The organism is Mycobacterium sp. SMC-13 (assembly GCF_045311035.1).
Classification (GTDB): Bacteria; Actinomycetota; Actinomycetes; order Mycobacteriales; family Mycobacteriaceae; genus Mycobacterium.
Window position 1 is genome coordinate 1 of sequence record NZ_JBJIAI010000008.1, and the last position, 18,175, is coordinate 18,175.

The window sequence follows — 18,175 nt, forward strand, 5'->3', positions numbered from 1 at the left end:
TCAGATCATCCTCGGGAAGGTGCGCCCTTTCCTACGCCGCCTCGCCGAGGCTCATCCACAGGTTCTGATCATTGCTCCCCGAAAGGCCCCATCCATCGATTCCGAAGCGATTGCTGCTTCCCTGACCGGTGACACATTCGATGCCGAGGCCGTCCGCCACTACACGGAGGTGTGCGAGAAGCTCGGCTTCGTGGGATATGCGTTTCGGCGGCGTGGTAACCGGTGGCACATCGCCGGACATCATCGGCGGCAACTGTCGACTACGAGGAAAATAACCTTTAGCCAGACAGCGGTGATGTTCATAGACATTCACCCACATGGACCAGGAAGCAGTCCGGACACCTCTGCTCTGGTTTGTCGGTTTGTTGCGCATTCTTGGGGCCGAGATATCCCTCAGCCAGGGGTGTGAGTTTGACCTTGGGGTCCAGTTTCTGGAGCTGACTCAGTCGGGTCTTGATGTGCTGATCGAGGTTCTGAGATCGCTTGTGGTTGAGCAATTCCCGGTAGAGGCCGGCTTGATCCTCGGCATCGGACGGCGCTGGGACGAGTTTGTCGTCAAGCGTGAGACGCACGATCCTACGCACGTTTGCGACACTCTCAGCGTTGCAAGGCTGTCCGGCAGCGTCAAACTCCGCTGACATTTCGTTGTCGGTAAGTCCGCGCTTCATCCCGCTGAGAACTTTGGCATTGCGGGTGCGTTGGTGGGCAAGCAGAATCTGCTCGATCTCCGACCGTAACGAGTCATTCATGTCTAACCCCTCGCTAGCTCGCTAGTTGGAGAACGACACCTGTACTAAGGCATCGAGCTTTGCTGCGGTCAAATTCAGGAATAACCGTAGTAGTTGACGCCGACAACGCAGTTTGGTTTCGGGCGGGACAGTTTTGAAAATTGACACCTGCACTCAACGAAGGTCAGTGCGGGACCGCAACAGCCGCGCTGCCTCGGGGACGATTCACTCGATGAGCACAGCCGCGGGCTCGATCGAGTGGATGAGCCCAGCGACTTCGCTGAACACGAACCCGGCGTTGTCGGGATCGCCGTCGGCGAATGCGGCGCCGTGGCGCGGACCCCCGATATCGGCGTTGGTCGCCAGCGTCTTCTCGTCGTCGTGCCAGCGGTCGGTAAAAGCGTTGCGCCGCATGCGCATCGTGAATCCAGTCGGCCAGTCGATTCCGCGGACGGCGTCGCCCGCCGTCGTCCGATTTGTGCTGTCCCCGTTGGATTCGGCGACCTCTGGGACGAGGCTCAGCGTCACGCGCAAGGAACCGCGGCCAATGCCATGGGCGCCGAGACGATCGGATGCTGAATCCCGAGGCGCTCGGTCAGGCGGGTGGTGATCATTCTACCGATTATCGGCATCGCAGGTGCCATCGAGCGTGGGGGTTTACGCGGAAAATCGCCGAGAATCCCACGTCAACCCCCACGCTCGATGCGGGGGTGGTGACTGATCTGACATTGCCACCCGGGTTGCTCTGTGAGAACTTGGTAACAGAGCCTTAACGCAGGCTTCCGGACGATGGGTGCCGTACCCGGTGTGCGACAAGACGGCCCGGGAGAAACATCATGTCGTGGCTCGTTCTGGTCCTGTCCGGCGTCCTCGAAGCGGTGTGGGCCACCGCGATGGGCAAGTCCGAGGGGTTCAGCAAGCTCTCGCCCAGCATCGTGTTCGCGGTCGCGCTCATTGCCAGCATGGGCGGGCTGGCCTACGCCATGCGTGACCTGCCGGTCGGCACCGCGTACGCCGTCTGGGTCGGTATCGGCGCGGTCCTCACCGTGGTCTATGCGATGGCCACCGGGGATGAGCCGACGTCGGTTCTCAAGGTGGTGTTCTTGACGCTGATCATCGGCGGCGTGGTCGGGCTCAAGCTCGTGCACTGACGAAAGGCGTTGGAGTCGCTCGAGTCTCCACAGCATCGTCGATCTGAAGCTGTCGCACATGGCGACATTGTCAAAAAACCGGACATTGTCAGCCGATGCTGACAGCTTCAGATCGCAAGTGCCGCAGGGAGAGCCGACACGCCGAAGGGGCCGCTCGACGGTTCACAGCGGCCGCAGCGACTTGATCGTCTTCATCGGGAACCGCGACGAGACGCGGTGGATGCCCGGGATCGCGAGGACCTTGCTCGTCAGGAACTGCTCGTACGCGGGCAGGTCCGCGACGGCGACGCGGACGAGATAGTCCGGGGAACCGAACAGGCGATGGAGTTCGAGCACCTGCGGGTAGCCGGCCATCGTGGCCTCGAAGGTCTCGATGCTCTTCATGTCGAAGTCGGTGATCTCGACGTCGAGCAGCACCTCGAAACTCTGGTTCGCGGCGGCGGGTGAGATCAGGGCCTGGTAGCCGACGATGACGCCGTCGGCCTCGAGCCGCTGCACCCGCCGCAGGCACGGCCCCGGCGTGAGCCCGACTCTTTCGGCGAGGGCGACGTTCGCGATCCGGCCGTCTTCACGCAAGACGTCGATTATTGCTGTGTCGAGACTATCCATGACCAATTATTGCTCGCCGCAGCCGCGGAGCGCAGTAAGTGGCAACCAAATTCCACTGCTGACCTGGGATCATTGTTGTCATGGACGCTGCGGTGGTGACTTCTCGGAAAGCGGAGGTCGCCGCAGGCGTGCGGGCCTCCCTGGCCGCGGGTCTCGGCATGTACCCGATCGGCGTCGCCTTCGGGCTGCTGGTCGTCCAGGCGGGCCTGCCCTGGTGGGTCGCCCCCGCGCTGTCCATCGCCTGCTTCGCCGGCTCGTTGGAGCTGTTGCTGATCGGCATGATCGTCGCGGTCACTCCGCTGGCGACCATCGCGCTGACGGCGTTCCTGGTGAACTTCCGCCACATCTTCTACGCGTTCACCTTCCCGCTGCACGTCGTGCGGAACCGGTTCGCCCGGGCCTATTCCGTCTACACCCTTGTGGACGAGGCGTACGCCGTGACCGCCGCCGACCCGCGCGGCTGGACGTCATGGCGACTGGTCACGATGCAGGCCGCATTCCAGTGCTACTGGGTGGGCGGCGGTCTGACGGGCGTCCTGCTCGGTTCGATGTTGCCGGCGCGCATCGAAGGGCTCGAATTCGCTTTGTGCGCACTGTTCGTCACGTTGACGCTCGACGCCTGCCGCTCTCGCGACGGTGTGCCGTCGCTGCTGCTTGCCGCTCTCAGCTTCTCGATAGCAGTGATGGTCGCCCCGCATGCGGCATTGTTCGTCGGGCTCCTGCTGTTCATTGCCACGCTCGTGGCGCGCTATCTGCTGGTGCGGCGGCAGGTGGCCGTCGATGCTTGACCTGAAGTACCTCGCGGCCGTACTGGCCACCGTCTTCGTCATCAATCTGGCCCTGCGCGCCGTGCCCTTCGCGATCCTGCAGCCGCTGCGCAAGTCCCGCTTCGTCAACACGATGGCCACCTGGATGCCGGTCGGCATCGTCATGATTCTCGCTGCCAGCACTTTCCGTTCGGTCTCCGGCGACGAAAAACACCTGGCGTATGCGGCGATCGGCGTGGCCATCACCGTCGCGGCACACCTGCTCGGTGGCAGGCGGACACTGCTCAGCGTCGGCGCCGGAACCCTCGCCTATGTGCTGCTCGTGAACACGCTGTAAGACTGCGCGGGGTTAGAGTTGAGCCGTGGTCGGTGACGGACGGACCGGTGCTGCGGGCGACTTGGATCGGCGCTCCGCCGATTTGTCCCGCCGCGAGAACGCGATGGCCTTGCGGGAAGCCGAACAGTCGAGACGCGAATGGGTCGCCGATGAACGCGACCGCATCGCCGACCAGCGGGACCGCATCGCCGACGAGCGGGATGAGATGGCGGACGAGCGGGAGCGGCGCGCCGACATCCGCGAAGGCGCCACCGAACAGCGCGAGCGTGAACGCCAGCAGCGCATCAGCGAACGGGTGGAACGGCAGAACGCCGAAGTTCGGCGCGACGACGCGGAAATCAGGCGCGCCGTGGCAGAGACCCGGCGGCGCCTCGACGACCAATCTGATCTGCATGACGGGCACGGGCCCTAACGGCCGATTCAGGTTGTCGCGCTTGGTGTTTCGAAGTACTGGACAAGGCAGAACTCGTGACCTTCGGGGTCGAACATGACGAGAACGACGCCCTCGTCGTAGTTGTGCCGAGTACCTGACCACCGCCCGCCGAGATCCTCGACATGCCGGCGACCCTCATCGATGTCCGCAACTTCCACGTCCAGATGGATGCGTACCTTCGTCGCCTTGGCCTCCGGTACCCGCTGAAAAGTGAGCCGCGGCATCGGACCTTCCCGGGAACCGAGAGTCGCCCAACCCGGGATCGTCGCCGTGCTCGTATGAGGGCTCGATGCCGAGAAGGTGTCCCCAGAACGTCGACATCCGGACCGGGTCGACACAGTCGATCGTCACACCCGACCATTGGTTCGGCACCGCGGCACGCCCCTCCCTCTTTGGATCAATCATGCGCCTGGCGGGCGACCGCGGGAAGCGCTCGACGAGGCGAGCTTGTCGGTGGTCGCCGATATCGTGCGCGTCATGAAGCTTGTTTCCACCCGCATCATCACCGCCGACGTCCCGAGCCTGGTCGGCTTCTATGAATTGGTGACAGGGGCCGAGGCCGTCTGGGCCAATGAGCTGTTCGCGGAAATCCCCACGCCGGTGGGCACTTTGGCGATCGGTAGCGACAAGACCGTGCCCTTGTTCGGGGCGGGCTCCGCCGAGCCGGCGGCCAACCGGAGCGCCATCATCGAGTTCATCGTGGCTGACGTCGACGCGGAGTACGAACGGCTGCGAAGCCGGTTGGATGAGGTCGTCACCGAGCCCACCACGATGCCGTGGGGTAACCGGTCGCTGTTGTTCCGCGATCCCGACGGCAACCTCGTCAACCTCTTCACGCCGGTGAGAGACGATGCCAAGGCCAAATTCGGGGCGTAGCCGCTGGTACGCGGCATAGCATCTGCTGGTGAGCTTCGTCGTCTCGCCGGACGCGTACGGCCGCTACATGGGCCGATACGCCGAGCCGCTCGCGGAGGTCTTCGCCGCCTTCGCCGGGATCACCGCCGGAGCCAAGGTGCTCGACGTCGGCTGCGGACCCGGCGCGCTGACCGCACGGCTGCTGGCGATGGGCGCCGAGGTCGCGGCCATCGATCCGTCACCGCCGTTCGTCGATGCGATCCAGAAGCGGTTTCCGGCGCTCGACGCCCGCCTCGGAACAGCAGAGGAATTGCCCTACGCCACCGCGACTTTCGATGCGGCGCTCGCCCAACTGGTGGTGCATTTCATGTCCGATCCCGTTGCCGGCGTCGGGCAGATGGCGCGGGTGACCCGGCCCGGCGGTGTCGTCGCGGCATGCGTGTGGGACGGGCCGACGGGTGCGCTGGCGCCGTTCTGGGATGCCGTCCACGTGATCGACCCAGACGCGCAGGACGAGGCGCTGCTGTCCGGCGCGCACAAGGGGCACCTGACCGAGATTTTCGACGCCGCCGGGCTACGCGATGTGGCGGAGGACGCCATCACCATCGACGTGTTGCACCCGAGCTTCGAGGAATGGTGGGAGCCGTACACGTTCGGCGTCGGCCCGGCCGGGGACTACGTGCAGCGCCTCGATGATGCGGGGCGCGGCAGGCTGGAAACCGTTGCGCGCGAACGCCTTGGCGACGGCCCGTTAACCGTGACGGCCACGGCGTGGGCGGCGCGCGGAACCGTCTGATCCGGTCACGAAATCCCGAGTGCCGCGGCGACCAGATGCCAGAGCCGTTCGGCGGCCAGATCGGGATCGGCACGCGGCGTGGCTCTGAGCTGTTGCGCGATGCTGTGCCGCAGGCCGCCGATGACAAACGCGCCGGCGCTGTCCGCGTCGATGTCGCCGGGCAAGTCACCGTCCTGCTGGCCGCGGCGGATGTTGTCGGCTGCTGCCTCGCTCATCGTCTGCAGATGAACCGCTTCGAGTTCGGCGAGTTCGGGGTCCAGCGTCGCGCGGCCGAGCAGGATCGGCGCCAGCTCGTCGTCGAAGTGGTAGACGACGAAACGGCGGGTTCGCTCCCGCTCCCGGACTCCCCAGTCGGCGTCCACGGGTAGGTGCGCGTCGGCGATGGCATGGCGCAGTCCGTGGTAGAAGTCGTCGTAAACCGCTGCGAGAAGCCCACTTTTGGAACCGAAGTGGTGATAGAGGGCGCCGGTGCTGAGCTGCGCCCGGCGGGTCAGCGCGCTCAGTTCGAGCACGCCGTTGCCGCGCACCAGTTCGTCGCGCGCGGCGGTCAGAAGTTGTTGACGTCCGATCGGGGCACGTGCCATAGTCCAAAACATAACAGAACTCGGTTATGTTTCGGCGGGAGTGGAGCAATGAGCACTGAAGTGTCTTCGCTGGCGGACTTGAGCGGCGACCTGGCCGGCACCTATCGCCGAACCGAGAGCGGCGGCGCGGCCGTCGACCCCGCGATCGTCGATGCCGATCTCGCCACGATGGCGCGCGACGGCTACGTGATCCTGCCCGATCTGCTCAGTGCGGCCCAGCTGGACGAGATTCGCGCGGCCGTGACGCCGATGCTGGATCGGCACGGCCGCAACGGTTTTGAGGGACGGTCCACCCAGCGCATCTACAGCGTGCTCAACAAGACCGCGGCGTGCGACGTCATCGCCGACCACCCGCGCGTGCTCGCGCTGCTGGACCGGATGTTCCTGCCGAACTATCTGCTGTCGATGCTCCAGGTGATCAACATCCTGCCGGGGGAGCAGGCACAGATGCTGCACACCGACGACGGTTTCTACCCGCTGCCGCGGCCCCGCGCCGCGCTGGGTGCGGCGACCATCTGGGCCATCGACGATTTCACCGCCGACAACGGCGCCACCGATGTGGTGCTCGGCAGCCAATTGTGGGGTGACCGGCTTCCCGGCGACGACGTCGAGCGCAAGCCCGTCGTGATGAGCGCCGGGTCGTGCGTGTTCTTTCCCGGCACGCTGTGGCACGGCGGCGGCGCCAACCGCACCGACCGTCCGCGGCTGGCCGTCACTGCCCAATACTGCGAGCCATGGCTGCGGCCGCAGGAGGCCTTCACGCTGTCGATGACCCGCGACACCGTCCGCCGGGTGTCAGAAGACATTCGCCGCATGCTCGGCTACAGCATCCACCCGCCGTTCATCGGTCAGGTCGACGGCATGCACCCGAAGCGGCTGCTGGAGATCGCCGGCGATCAGTCCGTCTGATCGTCGACGATCAGGCGGATCAGTACGGCACGTCAGTGGCGCCGGCGGACGTGTCCTTTTCGTCGTGATTCGACTCGTGAAACCCGAAGTCGTACGGGTTCGGGCCCTGCTGCGGCAGGTCGAATTCGTCGCCGCCGTAAGGCACATCGGGGTCCGGGTCGGCGCCGGCTGTCGGGGCAAGGCTTATCGCGCCGCCGATCGCGGCAGCGGCAATCCACGGTGCTACGAGCGCAATTTTCATTCGCATGACGTCTCCTGCCGGCCTGCCGGTTACTGGGAATTTGCGCACAAATGCTAGTCCGGCCTTGACTGCGCTGACGGCGATTGAAATTATTCGCGGTTTTCTGGCCGCAGGTCAGGCGAGGATTTCGATCTCGGCGCCCAGGTGATATCCCGGCGTCAATGACAACGAATCGCCGCTCCAGAACGAGCCCGGGTCGAAATAGTTCTCGCGTTTCTCGGTGACCAGCAGCCCCATTTCCTCGTAGGTGATCGCCACCGTCTCGGCGCAGTACGCGGTCTCGAGCCCGGCTGTTCGCCGGCGGTTCTTGTCCCGCTCGGCGGATTCGCGAACCTTGCGATGTACCAACGGAATTCCGCGCGTGTAGTCGCTGATCACCGGCGCCCGCCCGCGGAACCACCGGCCCGTCAACCGCGCCGTGGTGGGGAACGCGGTGCCGTCCATGCGGGCCACCACCTTCAGCGCCAGGTCCTCCTGCTCGCGGGTGGCGAACGGCGTCAGTTGCCGCAGCCAGCACCGCTGCCCGTACACGTACACCCACCGTTCGACGGCGGCGCGAAGATCGTTGAGCTGCACGCCGCGGTGATGGCTGCCGCTCCACAGACATTCGAGTTTGTCGCCGAGTTCGGCGTGCCAGATCAGCGGCGGCAGGTCGTCGATGGCGACCGTCATGCCGACGTGGTTCACAGGGGCGTTGGTGAGCGTCTGGATGGCGCGGTCGGGCTTGGAAGCCCCACGGAACAACCAGATGTCGCCGGTCCGGGTTTCGGCCAGCGCCCGCTCCAAAGTCACCGCGTTACCAGTCATCTGGGCAGCTTAGACATTCCCCGGCGCTTCGCCCGGTCATAATCACTGCATGCGTGGCGTGTGGAAGTGGGTTGGCCTGGCCGGTGTCGCGGGCGTGGTCGCCGGTGGCGTGTTGGTCGCGCGTGATCAGCGCAAGCGCGAGTCATACACGGCCGACGATATTCGCGCCCGGCTGCATCAGCGGCTGGCCGAATCCGGCGGGAGCCAGCCCACGGCATAGAGCCGGTGGTCGCCGGCGAAGCCCTTCAGCTCCGCCACCCGGCCGCCGTCGAACGTGATGTCGGCGCAGGAAGCCGAGGCGGACAAGGCATCTCGCACGGCCTTGCTCACGAGCACCTCGCCGCCGTCGGCCTGACTCGCCACCCGCGCGGCCATGGCGACGTTGCGGCCGAACAGATCGTCGCCGCGTCGCACCGACTTTCCGGTGTGAATCCCGATGCGGACCCGGACGCCGCCCGGCGCCTTCGCCAATTGCTGCTGCATGTCGATGCTGCAGCGCACGGCCTGCTCGGGCTCGGCGAAGGCGATCATGAAACCGTCGCCCTGACTCTTCACGACGAGCCCCGACTGCTTCTTGACGCACCGGCCGACCAACTTGTCGTGGTGGTCGATCAGCCGCACCCAGGCCCGGTCACCCATGCGCTCGTTGAGGGCCGTGGATCCTTCGATGTCCGAGAACATGATCGCGACGCGGCCGGTCGGCGCCAACTTGGCCAGGTCCGGCCGCTCCACCTCGGCCCAGCCGGCGAGCTCCTCGATGGACGACCACATCGCACCGCCGAAGCCCTCTTTGTTGATGAGGTTGGCGGTCTGCCACATCGTCTTCACCGCGGCGCGGCCGCCGGCCAGCAGCAGATTGGTGCGGGGTTCGGACGGCGCGCGCAGTTCCTCGATCTCCCGCCGCGCGGCCCGCAGCCGGGACCGCGTCACCCGCAACACGATGGTCTCGACGACAACCACCACGGCGAGCACACAGATGGCGACCAGCGAGATCGTCGAAACCGTCACCGCTCAAGTATCGAGGCGGCGAGCCGCGATCGGGTCATTGACGGACGAACTGCACCACCGCGTCGGTGAACGCGTCGTTGTCGTCGCCGGCAGCGGTGTGCCCGGCGTCGGACAGCTCGACGAACTGCGCACCCGGCACCTTCTGCAGGAAGTCCTGTACGCCTTCGGTGCTCACCACGTCGGACAGCTTGCCGCGGATCAGCAGGATCGGGATCTCGAGGCTGATCGCCGCATGCTCGAGCATCTCGGCGCGCTCGAACGGGTCGTCGCCGGGCGCGGTGAGGAAGGCCGGGTCCCAGTGCCAGAACCACTTGCCGTCGCGCAGGCGCAGGTTCTTCTTGAGGCCTTCCACGCTGCGTGGCCGCGTGCGGTGCGGCAGGTAGGTGGCGACGGCGTCGGCGGCCTCTTCGAGTGAGGCGAACCCGTCGATGCCGCTGAACATGAAGTCGCGGATTCGGGCGCTGCCGCTCTTCTCGAAGCGCGGCACGACGTCCACCAGGACCAGTTTGGTGACCAGCTCCGGTCCGGCTTCATGCGCGACCGGCAGGCTGGTCAGCCCGCCCATGCTGGCGCCGATCAGCGCCACCGGCCGGCCGATCTGATAGATCACCTGCAGGGTGTCGCCGGTCAGGGTCTCGAGTGAGTAGTTCGCAGTGGGCGAGCGGTCGCTGTCGCCGTGCCCGCGGCTGTCGAGCGCGATGACGTGGAAGCCGGCGTTCGCGAGGATCTGGCCGGTGTTCTTCCAGGAGTGCCGGTTCTGCCCGCCACCGTGCAGCATCAGGATCGTGGGCTTGTCCGCGGCGGCTTCCGCGTCGCGGTTCCACTCGTCGGCGACCAGGGTCAGTTCGTCGATACCGCGGAATCGCACCGTTTGTGGATTGCTGCCGCCATCGGCCGGGGAAGTGCGTTCGTCGGTGCTCACTGGAATCCTCTCGTCACTTCTCCTGCACGTTACCGAGCTGTGCTAACTGAACCGAACATGACCCTGGTCACCCGGCGGTCTCTAGACTCGGCCGAGGTGTCGCCGTCCGGCCGGGCGTGCGGCGAGAGGAAGGCATATGGCTGACGAGCACGGGCGGCACAGGAATCCCGACGAGGTCGACGACGACGATGCGAGCGCCCCGGACGAGACCCCGGATGCCGACGACGACAAACCGGCCATCTCCGACGAGGAAGCCCTCGCGTTCCTGAAACACCCTGCGCCCCAACGGGGTAAGCAGGTGATTGCGGCTCTGGTCGTGGGCGTGCTGGTGGTGGGTGCACTGGGCGCGCTGGTGGCCTGGCTCGGTCAGCGTGAGCTGCAGCTGCGTCGCGACGACGCCCTGCACGAGATATACCTGACCGCCGGCAAGCAGGTCGCGGTGAACCTCACGACCATCGACTACCGGCACGTCGACGACGACATCAAGCGGGCGCTGGACACCTCGACCGGCGCCTATTTCGACGACTTCAAGCAACGTTCGACGGCGGTCGTGGACTCGGTGAAACAGCAGCAGTCGGCATCGGTCGGCACCGTCACCGAGGCCGGCGTGGAGTCGGCGAACGACACCAGTGGCGTGGTCCTCGTCGCGGTGAAGGTGCACACCGAGGTCGGCAACGGGCCGCCGCAACGCGACCGCTACTGGCGCGTGCGGCTGACGATGCAGAAGGTGGGCGACAGTGCCAAGGTCTCGAAGGTGGAGCCGATCCAATGAGCAAGCACGGGGTGGATGAACCCGACGAGCCGGACGCGGCTGAACTCGAGGCGACCGAGCCGGAGCAGGATGCGGCCGAGTCGGTCGAGGCTGAGCCGGCGCCCAATGATGTTGTGCCACACGAGAAGCCGCGCAAGACCGGCGGCATCGAGTGGGCACGGGTGACGGCGTATCGGGTCCTGCCGGCGCTGGCACTGTTGCTCGCGGCCGCCGCGGGCGGGCTGTGGTACCTGACGGCGCGGCACGGCAATGAGGCTGACCAGGCGGCCGTGATCAAGGTGGCCACCGATGGCACCGTCGCCCTGCTGTCGTACGAGCCGGACACGGTCCGTCAACAACTGGCCGACGCGCGCAAGCTGCTCACCACACCGTTCCTCGATGAGTACACGACGCTGACCAAGTCGGTGATCCCCGGCGCCGAGCAGCGGCGCATCTCGGCGGCGACGTCGGTGCCGGCCGCGGCCGCGGTATCGGTCGAGGAGAACCACGCCGTGGTGCTGGTGTTCGTCAATCAGGTAGTCCGGGTCGGTGACCAGCCGCCGACCAGCACCCCGACCAGCGCGCGGGTGACCCTGGAACGACTGGGGGGCCAGTGGCTGATCGCCAAGTTCGAACCGGTGTGACCGCCGTGATTTGTGCACGATTTTCCGCGGCCGGCGCGGATTTTCGTGCACAAATCCCGGGGTGGCGGACGTGAAGCGGATGGCGGCCGCCGACGCCCAGAGTTTCTGGATGTCGGCGAAAATCCCGAACGACATGTTTCTGGTGTGCGGGTTCGACGGCGTGCCCGCCGAGCTGGACGCCGCGCTGACGGCGGTGCGGCGCAACGTGTCGGCGTGCCCAGAGTTGTTGGTGCGCATCGACGATTCGCATTCCTGGCGCTATCCGTCCTGGGTGCGGTGTGATGCCATGCCGATCGTCGTGCACGAACCCGGGGACCCCACCTGGTCCGGGTGCCTGAACGCCGTGTGTGCCCTGGCCGCGAGTGACCAGCTCGACGCGACCGTGCAGGCGTGGCGACTGCACGTCTTCGCCGGCGTCACCGGGATACCGGAGACGACGGGACCGGGCACCGTCGTCGTGGTGCAGATGTCGCACGCCCTCGCCGACGGGCAGCGCGCGACGGCTCTCATGGGGCGGATCTTCGGCCGGGACCAGCCGGTGCCGGCGGTGGTCGAGTCGCGGCTGGGGACGTGGGCGCTGCCGTACCTGGCGTGGCGCGCCAGTGCCGCCCACCGGCAACTCGTGCGGGACACCGAGTCGGGTGCTGTTGCGCCACCGGCGGATTCGTGGCCGGTGCAGCCGACCAACAACGCGCCGGCGGGCCCCGACACATTGCGGACGGTGGTGCGTCACCGTACGCATCTGCCCGGGCCGACGGTGACGGTCGGCGTGCTGGCGGCCATCTCGGAGGCGCTGGCGGCCGAGCTGGGCGGTGTCACCGCGCTCGGGGCCGAGGTGCCCATGGCCAAGACCGGCACCCGCCGGGCCTACAACCACTACGGCAACGTCGGCGTGGCATTGCACCCGGAATTGCCCTTTCACGAGCGGGCGGCCCGCATCGAGTCGGAACTCGCCATGCGGCGGCAGCGGTTCGAGCATCCCGCGGCCGCGGCGAGCGGTGCCGCCACCGCGGCGGTGCCGGCCCGGCTGCTGCGTTGGGGCACTGAGCAATTCGATCCGCACGCGCGGTCGACGACGGCCACCGGCAACACCGTGGTCTCGAGCGTCAACCGCGGCGCGGCCGATCTGACGTTCGGCGAGTGCCCGGTGGTGTTGACCACCGCGTGCCCGGCGTTGTCGCCGATGATGGGCTTGACGCACGGCGTGCACGGCATCGGGGACACCGTCACGATCAGCGTGCACGCGTCCCCGTCGGCCTTACCGGATGTCGATTCGTATGTGGAACGGTTGTCTGCGGTGCTGGACGCCGGGGGCTAAATTCATCGCGTGACTGCTTACGCGTTCTCGATCCTGCTGCTGCGGGTGGTGCTCGGTCTGACGATGGCTGCGCACGGGTACAACAAGTTCTTCGGTGGCGGCCGCATCCCCGGTACTGCCGCCTGGTTCGACAGCATCGGTATGAAGCCCGGCATGCTGCACGCCCGGCTGGCTGCCGGCACCGAAATCCTGGCCGGCCTGGGCCTGGCTGCCGGCTTCCTGACGCCGATCCCCGCCGCGGGGTTCGTGGCGCTGATGGTGGTGGCCGCATGGACCGTGCACCGCGAAAACGGCTTCTTCATCGTGAAATCCGGCTGGGAGTACAACCTGGTGCTGGGCGTCGCGGCCGTGGCGATCGCGGGCACGGGTGCGGGCCACTACAGCCTGGACTGCCTGCTGTTCCACAACAGCGGCTTCTACCACCTGCTGCACGGCTGGTGTGGGTTGCTGATCGCCGTCGGGCTCGGCCTCGCCGGTGGTATCGGGCAGCTGCTGATCTTCTTCCGGCCGCCCGCGAAGGCCTGAACCCGTCGGTGTCCGGGGCGCTGGTTCTCGAACGTCTGCGCCCTGGCCACGGGATCAACTATGGGGATCTGATTCCGTCAGACTAGAACACGTTCTAGTCTGACGGGTATGGGCTTTCTCACGCAGGACACTCCTGTCATCGACTTCGAGGAGTGGAACAAGGGCACCCGCGCGCAGAAGATCGTCCCCATGGCCCGGCACTGGGCCGAGACGGGCTTCGGCACCCCGGTGGCACTGCACCTGTTCTACGTCGTCAAGATCTGCCTGTACATCCTGGGCGGCTGGCTGATCGCGTTGTCCACCAAGGGGATCGACGGATTCACGAACGTCGCGGCGTGGTGGACCGAGCCGATCGTGTTCGAGAAGGTCGTGCTCTACACGATGCTGTTCGAGGTGATCGGCCTCGGCTGCGGGTTCGGCCCACTGAACAACCGCTTCTTCCCGCCGATGGGCTCGATCCTGTACTGGCTGCGGCCGAAGACCATTCGTCTGCCACCGTGGCCCGGCCGCATCCCGCTGACGCGTGGCGATGCCCGGACCTCCGTTGATGTGCTGCTCTACGGCGCGCTGCTGGCCCTGCTCGTCGTCGCGCTGTGCTCTGACGGCACCGGCCCGGTCTTGCCCGGCGCGACTGTCGGCGTACTCCCGATGTGGCAGATCTGGGCGATCCTGGGCGTCCTCGCCCTGGCCGGTCTGCGCGACAAGGTGATCTTCCTGGCCGCCCGCGGCGAGGTCTACGGCTCGTTCACCGTCGCCTTCCTGTTCGCCGGCTACGGCGTCGACCTGATCATCGCCGCCAAGCTCGTGTGCATGGTCATCTGGCTGGGCGCCGCGACGTCGAAGCTCAACCATCACTTCCCGTTCGTCATCTCCACGATGATGAGCAACAACCCGGTGCTGCGGCCGAAGTTCATCAAGCGCGCGTTCTTCGAACACTTCCCGGACGACCTGCGCCCCGGCCGCCCATCGCGCTTCATGGCGCACTTCAGCACCTTCATCGAGGGCGCGGTACCGCTGGTGCTCTTCTTCAGTCACGGCGGCTGGCCGACGTACATCGCCGCGTTCGTCATGCTGTGCTTCCACTTCGGGATCCTGTCGGCGATCCCGATGGGCGTGCCGCTGGAGTGGAACGTCTTCATGATGTTCTGTGTCGTGACGCTTTTCGTCGGGCACGCGGACATCGGCATCGCCGATCTGACGTCGCCGTGGCCGCTGGTGCTGTTCGCGGTCGTCGCGGGCACCGTCGTCATCGGAAACCTGTTCCCGCGCAAGGTGTCTTTCCTGCCCGGCATGCGCTACTACGCCGGCAACTGGGACACGTCGCTGTGGTGCATCAAGCCGTCGGCTTCGGAGAAGATCGAGAAGAACATCGTCGCGATCGCCAGCATGCCCGCGACCCAGATGGAGCGGTACTACGGCAGCCCGGAGAACGCGCAGATGTACCTGTACATGGGCTACGCGTTCCGCGCCTTCAACACGCACGGCCGCGCGCTGTTCACGCTCGCGCACCGCGCGATGGCCGGGCACAACGAGGCCGACTACACGCTGACCGACGGTGAGCGGATCGTCTCGACCGCCATCGGCTGGAACTTCGGCGACGGCCACATGTCGAACGAACAACTCGTCGCGGCGCTGCAGAAGCGCTGCCACTTCGAGCCCGGTGAGGTGCGGATCGTCATGCTCGACGCGCAGCCCATCCACCGGCAGACACAGCAGTACCGCCTGGTCGACGCCGCCACCGGTGAGTTCGAGCGCGGTTACGTGAAGGTGCGCGACATGGTGACCCGCCAGCCGTGGGCCGACGATGTCCCCGTGTACGGCGTCACTAACGCATGACGTCGCGGACCTTGACGTCCTCCATGCCCGCGAACAGCAGGCCGTTGGCGACGTCGAGGTGCTTGCGCCAATGCGCTTCGGCCGCAGCGGCGTTGCCGGAGCGCATGAGCGTCATCAGCCGCCGGTAGGACCGCATCAGGATGTCGTAGTCCGACTTCGACATCGGCCGGTTCTCCCGCATCGCGAAAGCGATGTGGCGAACCGTGATCTCGTGCAGCATGCCGGCGACGATGGCCAGCGTCGCGTTGCCGGACAACTCGACCATGCGCTGGTGGAAGTCACCGGTGGTCTCGGCCATGCGGCCGGTCTCGTAGCCGGACGGGACGTACTCGGCCAGCATGGTGTCGAGCTCGTCGAACGCCTCGGTGTTGCCCTGCTCGGTCAGCAGCCGTACGACGGTGGGTTCGATGCCGGCGCGGGCGGTGGTCACGTCGGAGATGGTCGCGCCAGAGAGCTCCAGCAGCAGGCCCGCCGGGCGCGCGACGATCTCGGGTCCGGGCACGCGAACGCGGGCGCCGGTGCGCGACCCGCGTCGCACCTCCACCAGGCGCTCGGACTCCAGAACGCGCACGGCCTCGCGCAGGGTCGGGCGGCTGACCCCGAAGTGGGCCATCAGCTCGGCCTCGTTGGGGAGGAAGTCGCCTTCCTTGAGCTGGCCGTCGACAACCATGCGGCGCAGGGTGCCGGCCACCAGTTCCGCGGTTTTGGGGGAGCGGATGGGGCCGCTGGCCGAGGATGGCACAGTACGTGGGTCGATCATCGGCGACAACGGCGGAGTCTGCGCCATCTGGGCCCTCCTTGAACCGATTGTCTTGGCCTCCTGTTAGGCAACTCAGTAAACCATGTGAACGGGCGGCGGCCTGGTATTCAGCCGGCATTCGCGGAAATGGCGTTTGCCTACCAACTAGTAGGTTGACCTAGTAAACCTTCTGTTCTATGTTCGCAGATGTGGGCGCCTTTACAGGTGTCAATCCCGGGTCGATATTCAACGTTGAAGGAGAAGTCCGTGGCTGAAGCAGTCATCGTCGAGGCGGTCCGCTCGCCCATCGGGAAGCGCAACGGCGCCCTGTCGGGTGTCCATCCGGCGGAGCTCTCGGCTCAGGTGCTGAACGCCCTGGTGCAGCGCGCCGGCGTCGACCCGGCGCTGGTCGACGACGTGATCTGGGGCTGCGTCATGCAGGCCGGAGAGCAGGCGCTCGACATCGCCCGCACCGCGGTCCTGACCGCCGGCTGGCCCGAGACCGTTCCCGGTGTCACCGTCGACCGCCAGTGCGGCTCCAGCCAGCAGTCGGTGCACTTCGCCGCCGCCGGTGTGGTCGCCGGCCACTACGACGTCGTCGTCGCCGGCGGTGTCGAATCGATGTCGCGCACGCCGATGGGCTCGTCGCTCGCCAACGGCGGACACCCGTACCCGGAGGCGTTCCGCGCCCGCTACGACGGCCAGTCACCCAACCAGGGCACGGGCGCCGAGATGATGGCCGCGAAGTGGGGCCTGTCGCGCACCCAGCTCGACGAGTTCTCGCTGCGGTCGCACGAAAAGGCCGCTGCCGCACAGGATGCCGGCGCCTTCAAGGACCAGATCGTGGCGATCAAGGACCAGGATGGCAACATCGTCACCGAAGACGGCGGCATCCGCCGCGGCGGCACCGTCGAGTCCATGGCCGCCATCAAGCCGGCGTTCAAGGAAGACGGCGTCATCCACGCCGGCAACTCCTCTCAGATCTCCGACGGCTCGGCCGCGCTGCTGATCATGTCGGCCGAGAAGGCAAAAGAGCTGGGGCTCAAGCCTCTTGCCCGTCTGCACACCGGTGTCCTGGCTGGCGCCGACCCGGTGATGATGCTGAGCGCCCCGATCCCCGCCACGCAGAAGGCGCTGGCGAAGTCCGGCCTGAGCGTCAACGACATCGGGGTGTTCGAGGTCAACGAGGCCTTCGCCCCCGTTCCGATGGCCTGGCTCAAGGACATCGGCGCCGACGAGAACCGCCTGAACCCGAACGGTGGCGCCATCGCCCTCGGCCACCCGCTCGGCGGCTCCGGCGCCCGCATCATGACGACCCTGCTGCACCACATGCGGGACAACGGAATTCAGTATGGTTTCCAGACCATGTGTGAAGGTGGCGGCCAGGCCAACGCGACCATCCTGGAACTGCTGTGACCGCGGTGTCCGCCGAACCCGGAGCCCTCTCCGAACGGCGGGGCAACGTTCTGCTGATCACCATCAACCGGCCCGACGCCCGCAACGCGGTGAACCAGGCCGTGAGCATCGGTGTCGGCGACGCCCTGCAGGCCGCGCAGGACGATCCCGAGATCCGGGCTGTCGTCATCACCGGCTCCGGCGACAAATCCTTCTGTGCCGGTGCGGATCTCAAGGCGCTCTCGCGCGGCGAGAACCTCTTCCACCCCGACCACACGGACTGGGGCTTCGCCGGCTACGTCAGCCACTTCATCGACAAACCCACCATCGCGGCCGTCAACGGCACCGCGCTGGGCGGCGGCTCGGAACTGGCGCTGGCGAGCGACCTCGTGGTCGCCGAGGAGAGCGCGAAATTCGGCCTGCCGGAAGTGAAGCGGGGACTGATCGCCGGTGCCGGCGGCGTGTTCCGGATCGTCGATCAGCTGCCGCGCAAGGTGGCACTGGAGCTGCTGTTCACCGGTGAGCCCATGACATCGGCCGATGCCCTGCGCTGGGGCCTGATCAACCAGGTGGTCCCGGACGGCACCGTCGTCGACGCGGCTTTGGCTCTGGCGGAACGGATCACGTCCAATGCACCATTGGCGGTGCAGGCGAGCAAGCGCGTGGCGTACGGCGCCGACGACGGCGTGGTGACCGCCGAGAAGGACGGCTGGCGGCGCACCAACCGGGAGTTCGTGACCCTGCTGCAGTCCGAGGACGCGAAGGAAGGCCCGCTGGCGTTCGCGCAGAAACGTCAGCCTGTATGGAAAGCCAAGTGACG

At 66.6% G+C, this 18,175-nt stretch carries 26 protein-coding genes and 1 riboswitch; of the genes, 16 read left to right on the forward strand and 10 right to left on the reverse strand.

Annotation, left to right across the window (positions count from 1 at the left end; all coding sequences use genetic code 11):
* Positions 1 to 31: 31 nt before the first annotated feature.
* Positions 32 to 319 carry a hypothetical protein gene (locus tag ACJH6I_RS13380; protein WP_406784192.1) on the reverse strand — a complete coding sequence of 96 codons (288 nt, stop codon included), beginning with the start codon at positions 317 to 319 and terminating at the stop codon, positions 32 to 34.
* Here ACJH6I_RS13380 and ACJH6I_RS13385 point away from each other — a divergent pair.
* Positions 318 to 638 (forward strand): hypothetical protein, encoded by a 321-nt coding sequence (locus ACJH6I_RS13385; RefSeq protein ID WP_406784193.1) that lies wholly within the window; start codon positions 318 to 320, stop codon positions 636 to 638. The genes ACJH6I_RS13380 and ACJH6I_RS13385 overlap by 2 nt on opposite strands.
* A gap of 315 nt (positions 639 to 953) precedes the next feature.
* On the opposite strand, the gene ACJH6I_RS13390 is transcribed toward ACJH6I_RS13385, so the two are convergent.
* Entirely contained in the window at positions 954 to 1,256 is a 303-nt protein-coding gene (locus tag ACJH6I_RS13390) for a hypothetical protein (protein ID WP_406784194.1), read from the reverse strand.
* Positions 1,257 to 1,489: 233 nt separating this feature from the next.
* Positions 1,490 to 1,555, forward strand: a riboswitch (guanidine-III (ykkC-III) riboswitch).
* A 9-nt stretch (positions 1,556 to 1,564) separates the two neighbouring features.
* Between ACJH6I_RS13390 and ACJH6I_RS13395 the strand changes: the two genes are divergently transcribed.
* The gene (locus tag ACJH6I_RS13395) at positions 1,565 to 1,879 is read left to right on the forward strand and encodes a multidrug efflux SMR transporter (protein WP_064980249.1); all 315 of its coding nucleotides are present in this window, start codon (positions 1,565 to 1,567) and stop codon (positions 1,877 to 1,879) included.
* 162 nt (positions 1,880 to 2,041) lie between these two features.
* On the opposite strand, the gene ACJH6I_RS13400 is transcribed toward ACJH6I_RS13395, so the two are convergent.
* Positions 2,042 to 2,488, reverse strand: coding sequence for an Lrp/AsnC family transcriptional regulator (locus tag ACJH6I_RS13400; RefSeq protein ID WP_406784195.1), 447 nt, complete (start codon positions 2,486 to 2,488; stop codon positions 2,042 to 2,044).
* 80 nt (positions 2,489 to 2,568) lie between these two features.
* Here ACJH6I_RS13400 and ACJH6I_RS13405 point away from each other — a divergent pair, with 80 nt between their 5' ends.
* From ACJH6I_RS13405 to ACJH6I_RS13415, 3 genes are read left to right on the forward strand one after another with little or no spacing between them, the layout of a single operon-like run.
* Positions 2,569 to 3,276, forward strand: a complete 708-nt coding sequence (locus ACJH6I_RS13405; RefSeq protein ID WP_406784196.1) for an AzlC family ABC transporter permease — start codon at positions 2,569 to 2,571, stop codon at positions 3,274 to 3,276.
* A complete protein-coding gene (locus tag ACJH6I_RS13410) occupies positions 3,269 to 3,592 on the forward strand; it encodes a branched-chain amino acid transporter permease (RefSeq protein ID WP_212812696.1) in 324 nt (107 codons plus the stop codon). The genes ACJH6I_RS13405 and ACJH6I_RS13410 overlap by 8 nt, the downstream gene beginning before the upstream one ends.
* A 25-nt stretch (positions 3,593 to 3,617) precedes the next feature.
* Positions 3,618 to 4,004, forward strand: a complete 387-nt coding sequence (locus ACJH6I_RS13415) for a hypothetical protein (protein WP_406784197.1) — start codon at positions 3,618 to 3,620, stop codon at positions 4,002 to 4,004.
* 8 nt (positions 4,005 to 4,012) lie between these two features.
* Here the strand turns inward: ACJH6I_RS13415 and ACJH6I_RS13420 are convergent, their stop codons facing one another.
* Complete coding sequence (locus tag ACJH6I_RS13420) at positions 4,013 to 4,249, reverse strand: VOC family protein (protein WP_406784198.1); 237 nt, start codon at positions 4,247 to 4,249, stop codon at positions 4,013 to 4,015.
* 253 nt (positions 4,250 to 4,502) lie between these two features.
* Between ACJH6I_RS13420 and ACJH6I_RS13425 the strand changes: the two genes are divergently transcribed.
* Both ACJH6I_RS13425 and ACJH6I_RS13430 read left to right on the forward strand, forming a co-directional pair.
* Entirely contained in the window at positions 4,503 to 4,901 is a 399-nt protein-coding gene (locus ACJH6I_RS13425; protein ID WP_212812690.1) for a VOC family protein, read from the forward strand.
* A 28-nt stretch (positions 4,902 to 4,929) separates the two neighbouring features.
* A complete protein-coding gene (locus ACJH6I_RS13430; RefSeq protein WP_406784199.1) occupies positions 4,930 to 5,676 on the forward strand; it encodes a class I SAM-dependent methyltransferase in 747 nt (248 codons plus the stop codon).
* Positions 5,677 to 5,681: 5 nt separating this feature from the next.
* Here ACJH6I_RS13430 and ACJH6I_RS13435 read toward each other — a convergent pair whose 3' ends face one another.
* Positions 5,682 to 6,260 (reverse strand): TetR/AcrR family transcriptional regulator, encoded by a 579-nt coding sequence (locus ACJH6I_RS13435; protein WP_406784200.1) that lies wholly within the window; start codon positions 6,258 to 6,260, stop codon positions 5,682 to 5,684.
* Positions 6,261 to 6,308: 48 nt separating this feature from the next.
* Here ACJH6I_RS13435 and ACJH6I_RS13440 point away from each other — a divergent pair, with 48 nt between their 5' ends.
* Positions 6,309 to 7,169, forward strand: a complete 861-nt coding sequence (locus ACJH6I_RS13440) for a phytanoyl-CoA dioxygenase family protein (RefSeq protein WP_406784201.1) — start codon at positions 6,309 to 6,311, stop codon at positions 7,167 to 7,169.
* A 19-nt stretch (positions 7,170 to 7,188) separates the two neighbouring features.
* On the opposite strand, the gene ACJH6I_RS13445 is transcribed toward ACJH6I_RS13440, so the two are convergent.
* Positions 7,189 to 7,416, reverse strand: a complete 228-nt coding sequence (locus tag ACJH6I_RS13445) for a hypothetical protein (protein WP_346415181.1) — start codon at positions 7,414 to 7,416, stop codon at positions 7,189 to 7,191.
* A gap of 108 nt (positions 7,417 to 7,524) precedes the next feature.
* Complete coding sequence (locus ACJH6I_RS13450) at positions 7,525 to 8,217, reverse strand: guanylate cyclase (protein WP_318986265.1); 693 nt, start codon at positions 8,215 to 8,217, stop codon at positions 7,525 to 7,527.
* A gap of 49 nt (positions 8,218 to 8,266) precedes the next feature.
* Here ACJH6I_RS13450 and ACJH6I_RS13455 point away from each other — a divergent pair, with 49 nt between their 5' ends.
* The gene (locus ACJH6I_RS13455) at positions 8,267 to 8,437 is read left to right on the forward strand and encodes a hypothetical protein (RefSeq protein WP_090562611.1); all 171 of its coding nucleotides are present in this window, start codon (positions 8,267 to 8,269) and stop codon (positions 8,435 to 8,437) included.
* Here the strand turns inward: ACJH6I_RS13455 and ACJH6I_RS13460 are convergent.
* Together ACJH6I_RS13460 and ACJH6I_RS13465 are read right to left on the reverse strand one after the other, a co-directional pair.
* On the reverse strand, positions 8,395 to 9,225 hold the full coding sequence (locus tag ACJH6I_RS13460) for an adenylate/guanylate cyclase domain-containing protein (RefSeq protein ID WP_318986264.1): 831 nt from the start codon (positions 9,223 to 9,225) through the stop codon (positions 8,395 to 8,397). The two genes, ACJH6I_RS13455 and ACJH6I_RS13460, sit on opposite strands and share 43 nt — an antisense overlap.
* 34 nt (positions 9,226 to 9,259) lie before the next feature.
* On the reverse strand, positions 9,260 to 10,147 hold the full coding sequence (locus tag ACJH6I_RS13465; RefSeq protein WP_406784202.1) for an alpha/beta fold hydrolase: 888 nt from the start codon (positions 10,145 to 10,147) through the stop codon (positions 9,260 to 9,262).
* Between the two features lie 136 nt (positions 10,148 to 10,283).
* On the opposite strand from ACJH6I_RS13465, the gene ACJH6I_RS13470 reads away from it, so the two are divergent.
* From ACJH6I_RS13470 to ACJH6I_RS13490, 5 genes are all read left to right on the forward strand, one after another.
* Entirely contained in the window at positions 10,284 to 10,919 is a 636-nt protein-coding gene (locus tag ACJH6I_RS13470; RefSeq protein WP_406784203.1) for an Mce protein, read from the forward strand.
* Positions 10,916 to 11,542, forward strand: coding sequence for a hypothetical protein (locus ACJH6I_RS13475; protein WP_406784204.1), 627 nt, complete (start codon positions 10,916 to 10,918; stop codon positions 11,540 to 11,542). The genes ACJH6I_RS13470 and ACJH6I_RS13475 overlap by 4 nt, the downstream gene beginning before the upstream one ends.
* A gap of 79 nt (positions 11,543 to 11,621) precedes the next feature.
* Complete coding sequence (locus ACJH6I_RS13480) at positions 11,622 to 12,860, forward strand: WS/DGAT domain-containing protein (protein ID WP_406784235.1); 1,239 nt, start codon at positions 11,622 to 11,624, stop codon at positions 12,858 to 12,860.
* Between the two features lie 9 nt (positions 12,861 to 12,869).
* Positions 12,870 to 13,385 (forward strand): DoxX family protein, encoded by a 516-nt coding sequence (locus ACJH6I_RS13485; RefSeq protein WP_406784205.1) that lies wholly within the window; start codon positions 12,870 to 12,872, stop codon positions 13,383 to 13,385.
* A gap of 108 nt (positions 13,386 to 13,493) precedes the next feature.
* A complete protein-coding gene (locus ACJH6I_RS13490) occupies positions 13,494 to 15,221 on the forward strand; it encodes a DUF3556 domain-containing protein (RefSeq protein WP_406784206.1) in 1,728 nt (575 codons plus the stop codon).
* Here ACJH6I_RS13490 and ACJH6I_RS13495 read toward each other — a convergent pair.
* Positions 15,211 to 16,008, reverse strand: a complete 798-nt coding sequence (locus tag ACJH6I_RS13495) for a GntR family transcriptional regulator (protein ID WP_346415175.1) — start codon at positions 16,006 to 16,008, stop codon at positions 15,211 to 15,213. The two genes, ACJH6I_RS13490 and ACJH6I_RS13495, sit on opposite strands and share 11 nt — an antisense overlap.
* 219 nt (positions 16,009 to 16,227) lie before the next feature.
* On the opposite strand from ACJH6I_RS13495, the gene ACJH6I_RS13500 reads away from it, so the two are divergent.
* Positions 16,228 to 17,376 (forward strand): acetyl-CoA C-acyltransferase, encoded by a 1,149-nt coding sequence (locus tag ACJH6I_RS13500; RefSeq protein WP_346415174.1) that lies wholly within the window; start codon positions 16,228 to 16,230, stop codon positions 17,374 to 17,376.
* Entirely contained in the window at positions 17,373 to 18,173 is an 801-nt protein-coding gene (locus ACJH6I_RS13505; RefSeq protein WP_406784207.1) for a crotonase/enoyl-CoA hydratase family protein, read from the forward strand. Before ACJH6I_RS13500 ends, ACJH6I_RS13505 begins: the two co-directional genes overlap by 4 nt.
* The last annotated feature ends 2 nt before the right edge of the window (positions 18,174 to 18,175 follow it).

Bases quoted from the DNA above. Each gene is read 5' to 3' on its own strand.
- ACJH6I_RS13385 (WP_406784193.1), top strand. From the start codon at position 318: ATGGACCAGGAAGCAGTCCGGACACCTCTGCTCTGGTTTGTCGGTTTG.
- ACJH6I_RS13380 (WP_406784192.1), bottom strand. From the start codon at position 319: ATGTGGGTGAATGTCTATGAACATCACCGCTGTCTGGCTAAAGGTTAT.
- ACJH6I_RS13395 (WP_064980249.1), top strand. From the start codon at position 1,565: ATGTCGTGGCTCGTTCTGGTCCTGTCCGGCGTCCTCGAAGCGGTGTGG.
- ACJH6I_RS13400 (WP_406784195.1), bottom strand. From the start codon at position 2,488: ATGGATAGTCTCGACACAGCAATAATCGACGTCTTGCGTGAAGACGGC.
- ACJH6I_RS13405 (WP_406784196.1), top strand. From the start codon at position 2,569: ATGGACGCTGCGGTGGTGACTTCTCGGAAAGCGGAGGTCGCCGCAGGC.
- ACJH6I_RS13410 (WP_212812696.1), top strand. From the start codon at position 3,269: ATGCTTGACCTGAAGTACCTCGCGGCCGTACTGGCCACCGTCTTCGTC.
- ACJH6I_RS13420 (WP_406784198.1), bottom strand. From the start codon at position 4,249: ATGCCGCGGCTCACTTTTCAGCGGGTACCGGAGGCCAAGGCGACGAAG.
- ACJH6I_RS13425 (WP_212812690.1), top strand. From the start codon at position 4,503: ATGAAGCTTGTTTCCACCCGCATCATCACCGCCGACGTCCCGAGCCTG.
- ACJH6I_RS13435 (WP_406784200.1), bottom strand. From the start codon at position 6,260: ATGGCACGTGCCCCGATCGGACGTCAACAACTTCTGACCGCCGCGCGC.
- ACJH6I_RS13440 (WP_406784201.1), top strand. From the start codon at position 6,309: ATGAGCACTGAAGTGTCTTCGCTGGCGGACTTGAGCGGCGACCTGGCC.
- ACJH6I_RS13445 (WP_346415181.1), bottom strand. From the start codon at position 7,416: ATGCGAATGAAAATTGCGCTCGTAGCACCGTGGATTGCCGCTGCCGCG.
- ACJH6I_RS13450 (WP_318986265.1), bottom strand. From the start codon at position 8,217: ATGACTGGTAACGCGGTGACTTTGGAGCGGGCGCTGGCCGAAACCCGG.
- ACJH6I_RS13455 (WP_090562611.1), top strand. From the start codon at position 8,267: ATGCGTGGCGTGTGGAAGTGGGTTGGCCTGGCCGGTGTCGCGGGCGTG.
- ACJH6I_RS13470 (WP_406784203.1), top strand. From the start codon at position 10,284: ATGGCTGACGAGCACGGGCGGCACAGGAATCCCGACGAGGTCGACGAC.
- ACJH6I_RS13475 (WP_406784204.1), top strand. From the start codon at position 10,916: ATGAGCAAGCACGGGGTGGATGAACCCGACGAGCCGGACGCGGCTGAA.
- ACJH6I_RS13480 (WP_406784235.1), top strand. From the start codon at position 11,622: ATGGCGGCCGCCGACGCCCAGAGTTTCTGGATGTCGGCGAAAATCCCG.
- ACJH6I_RS13490 (WP_406784206.1), top strand. From the start codon at position 13,494: ATGGGCTTTCTCACGCAGGACACTCCTGTCATCGACTTCGAGGAGTGG.
- ACJH6I_RS13495 (WP_346415175.1), bottom strand. From the start codon at position 16,008: ATGGCGCAGACTCCGCCGTTGTCGCCGATGATCGACCCACGTACTGTG.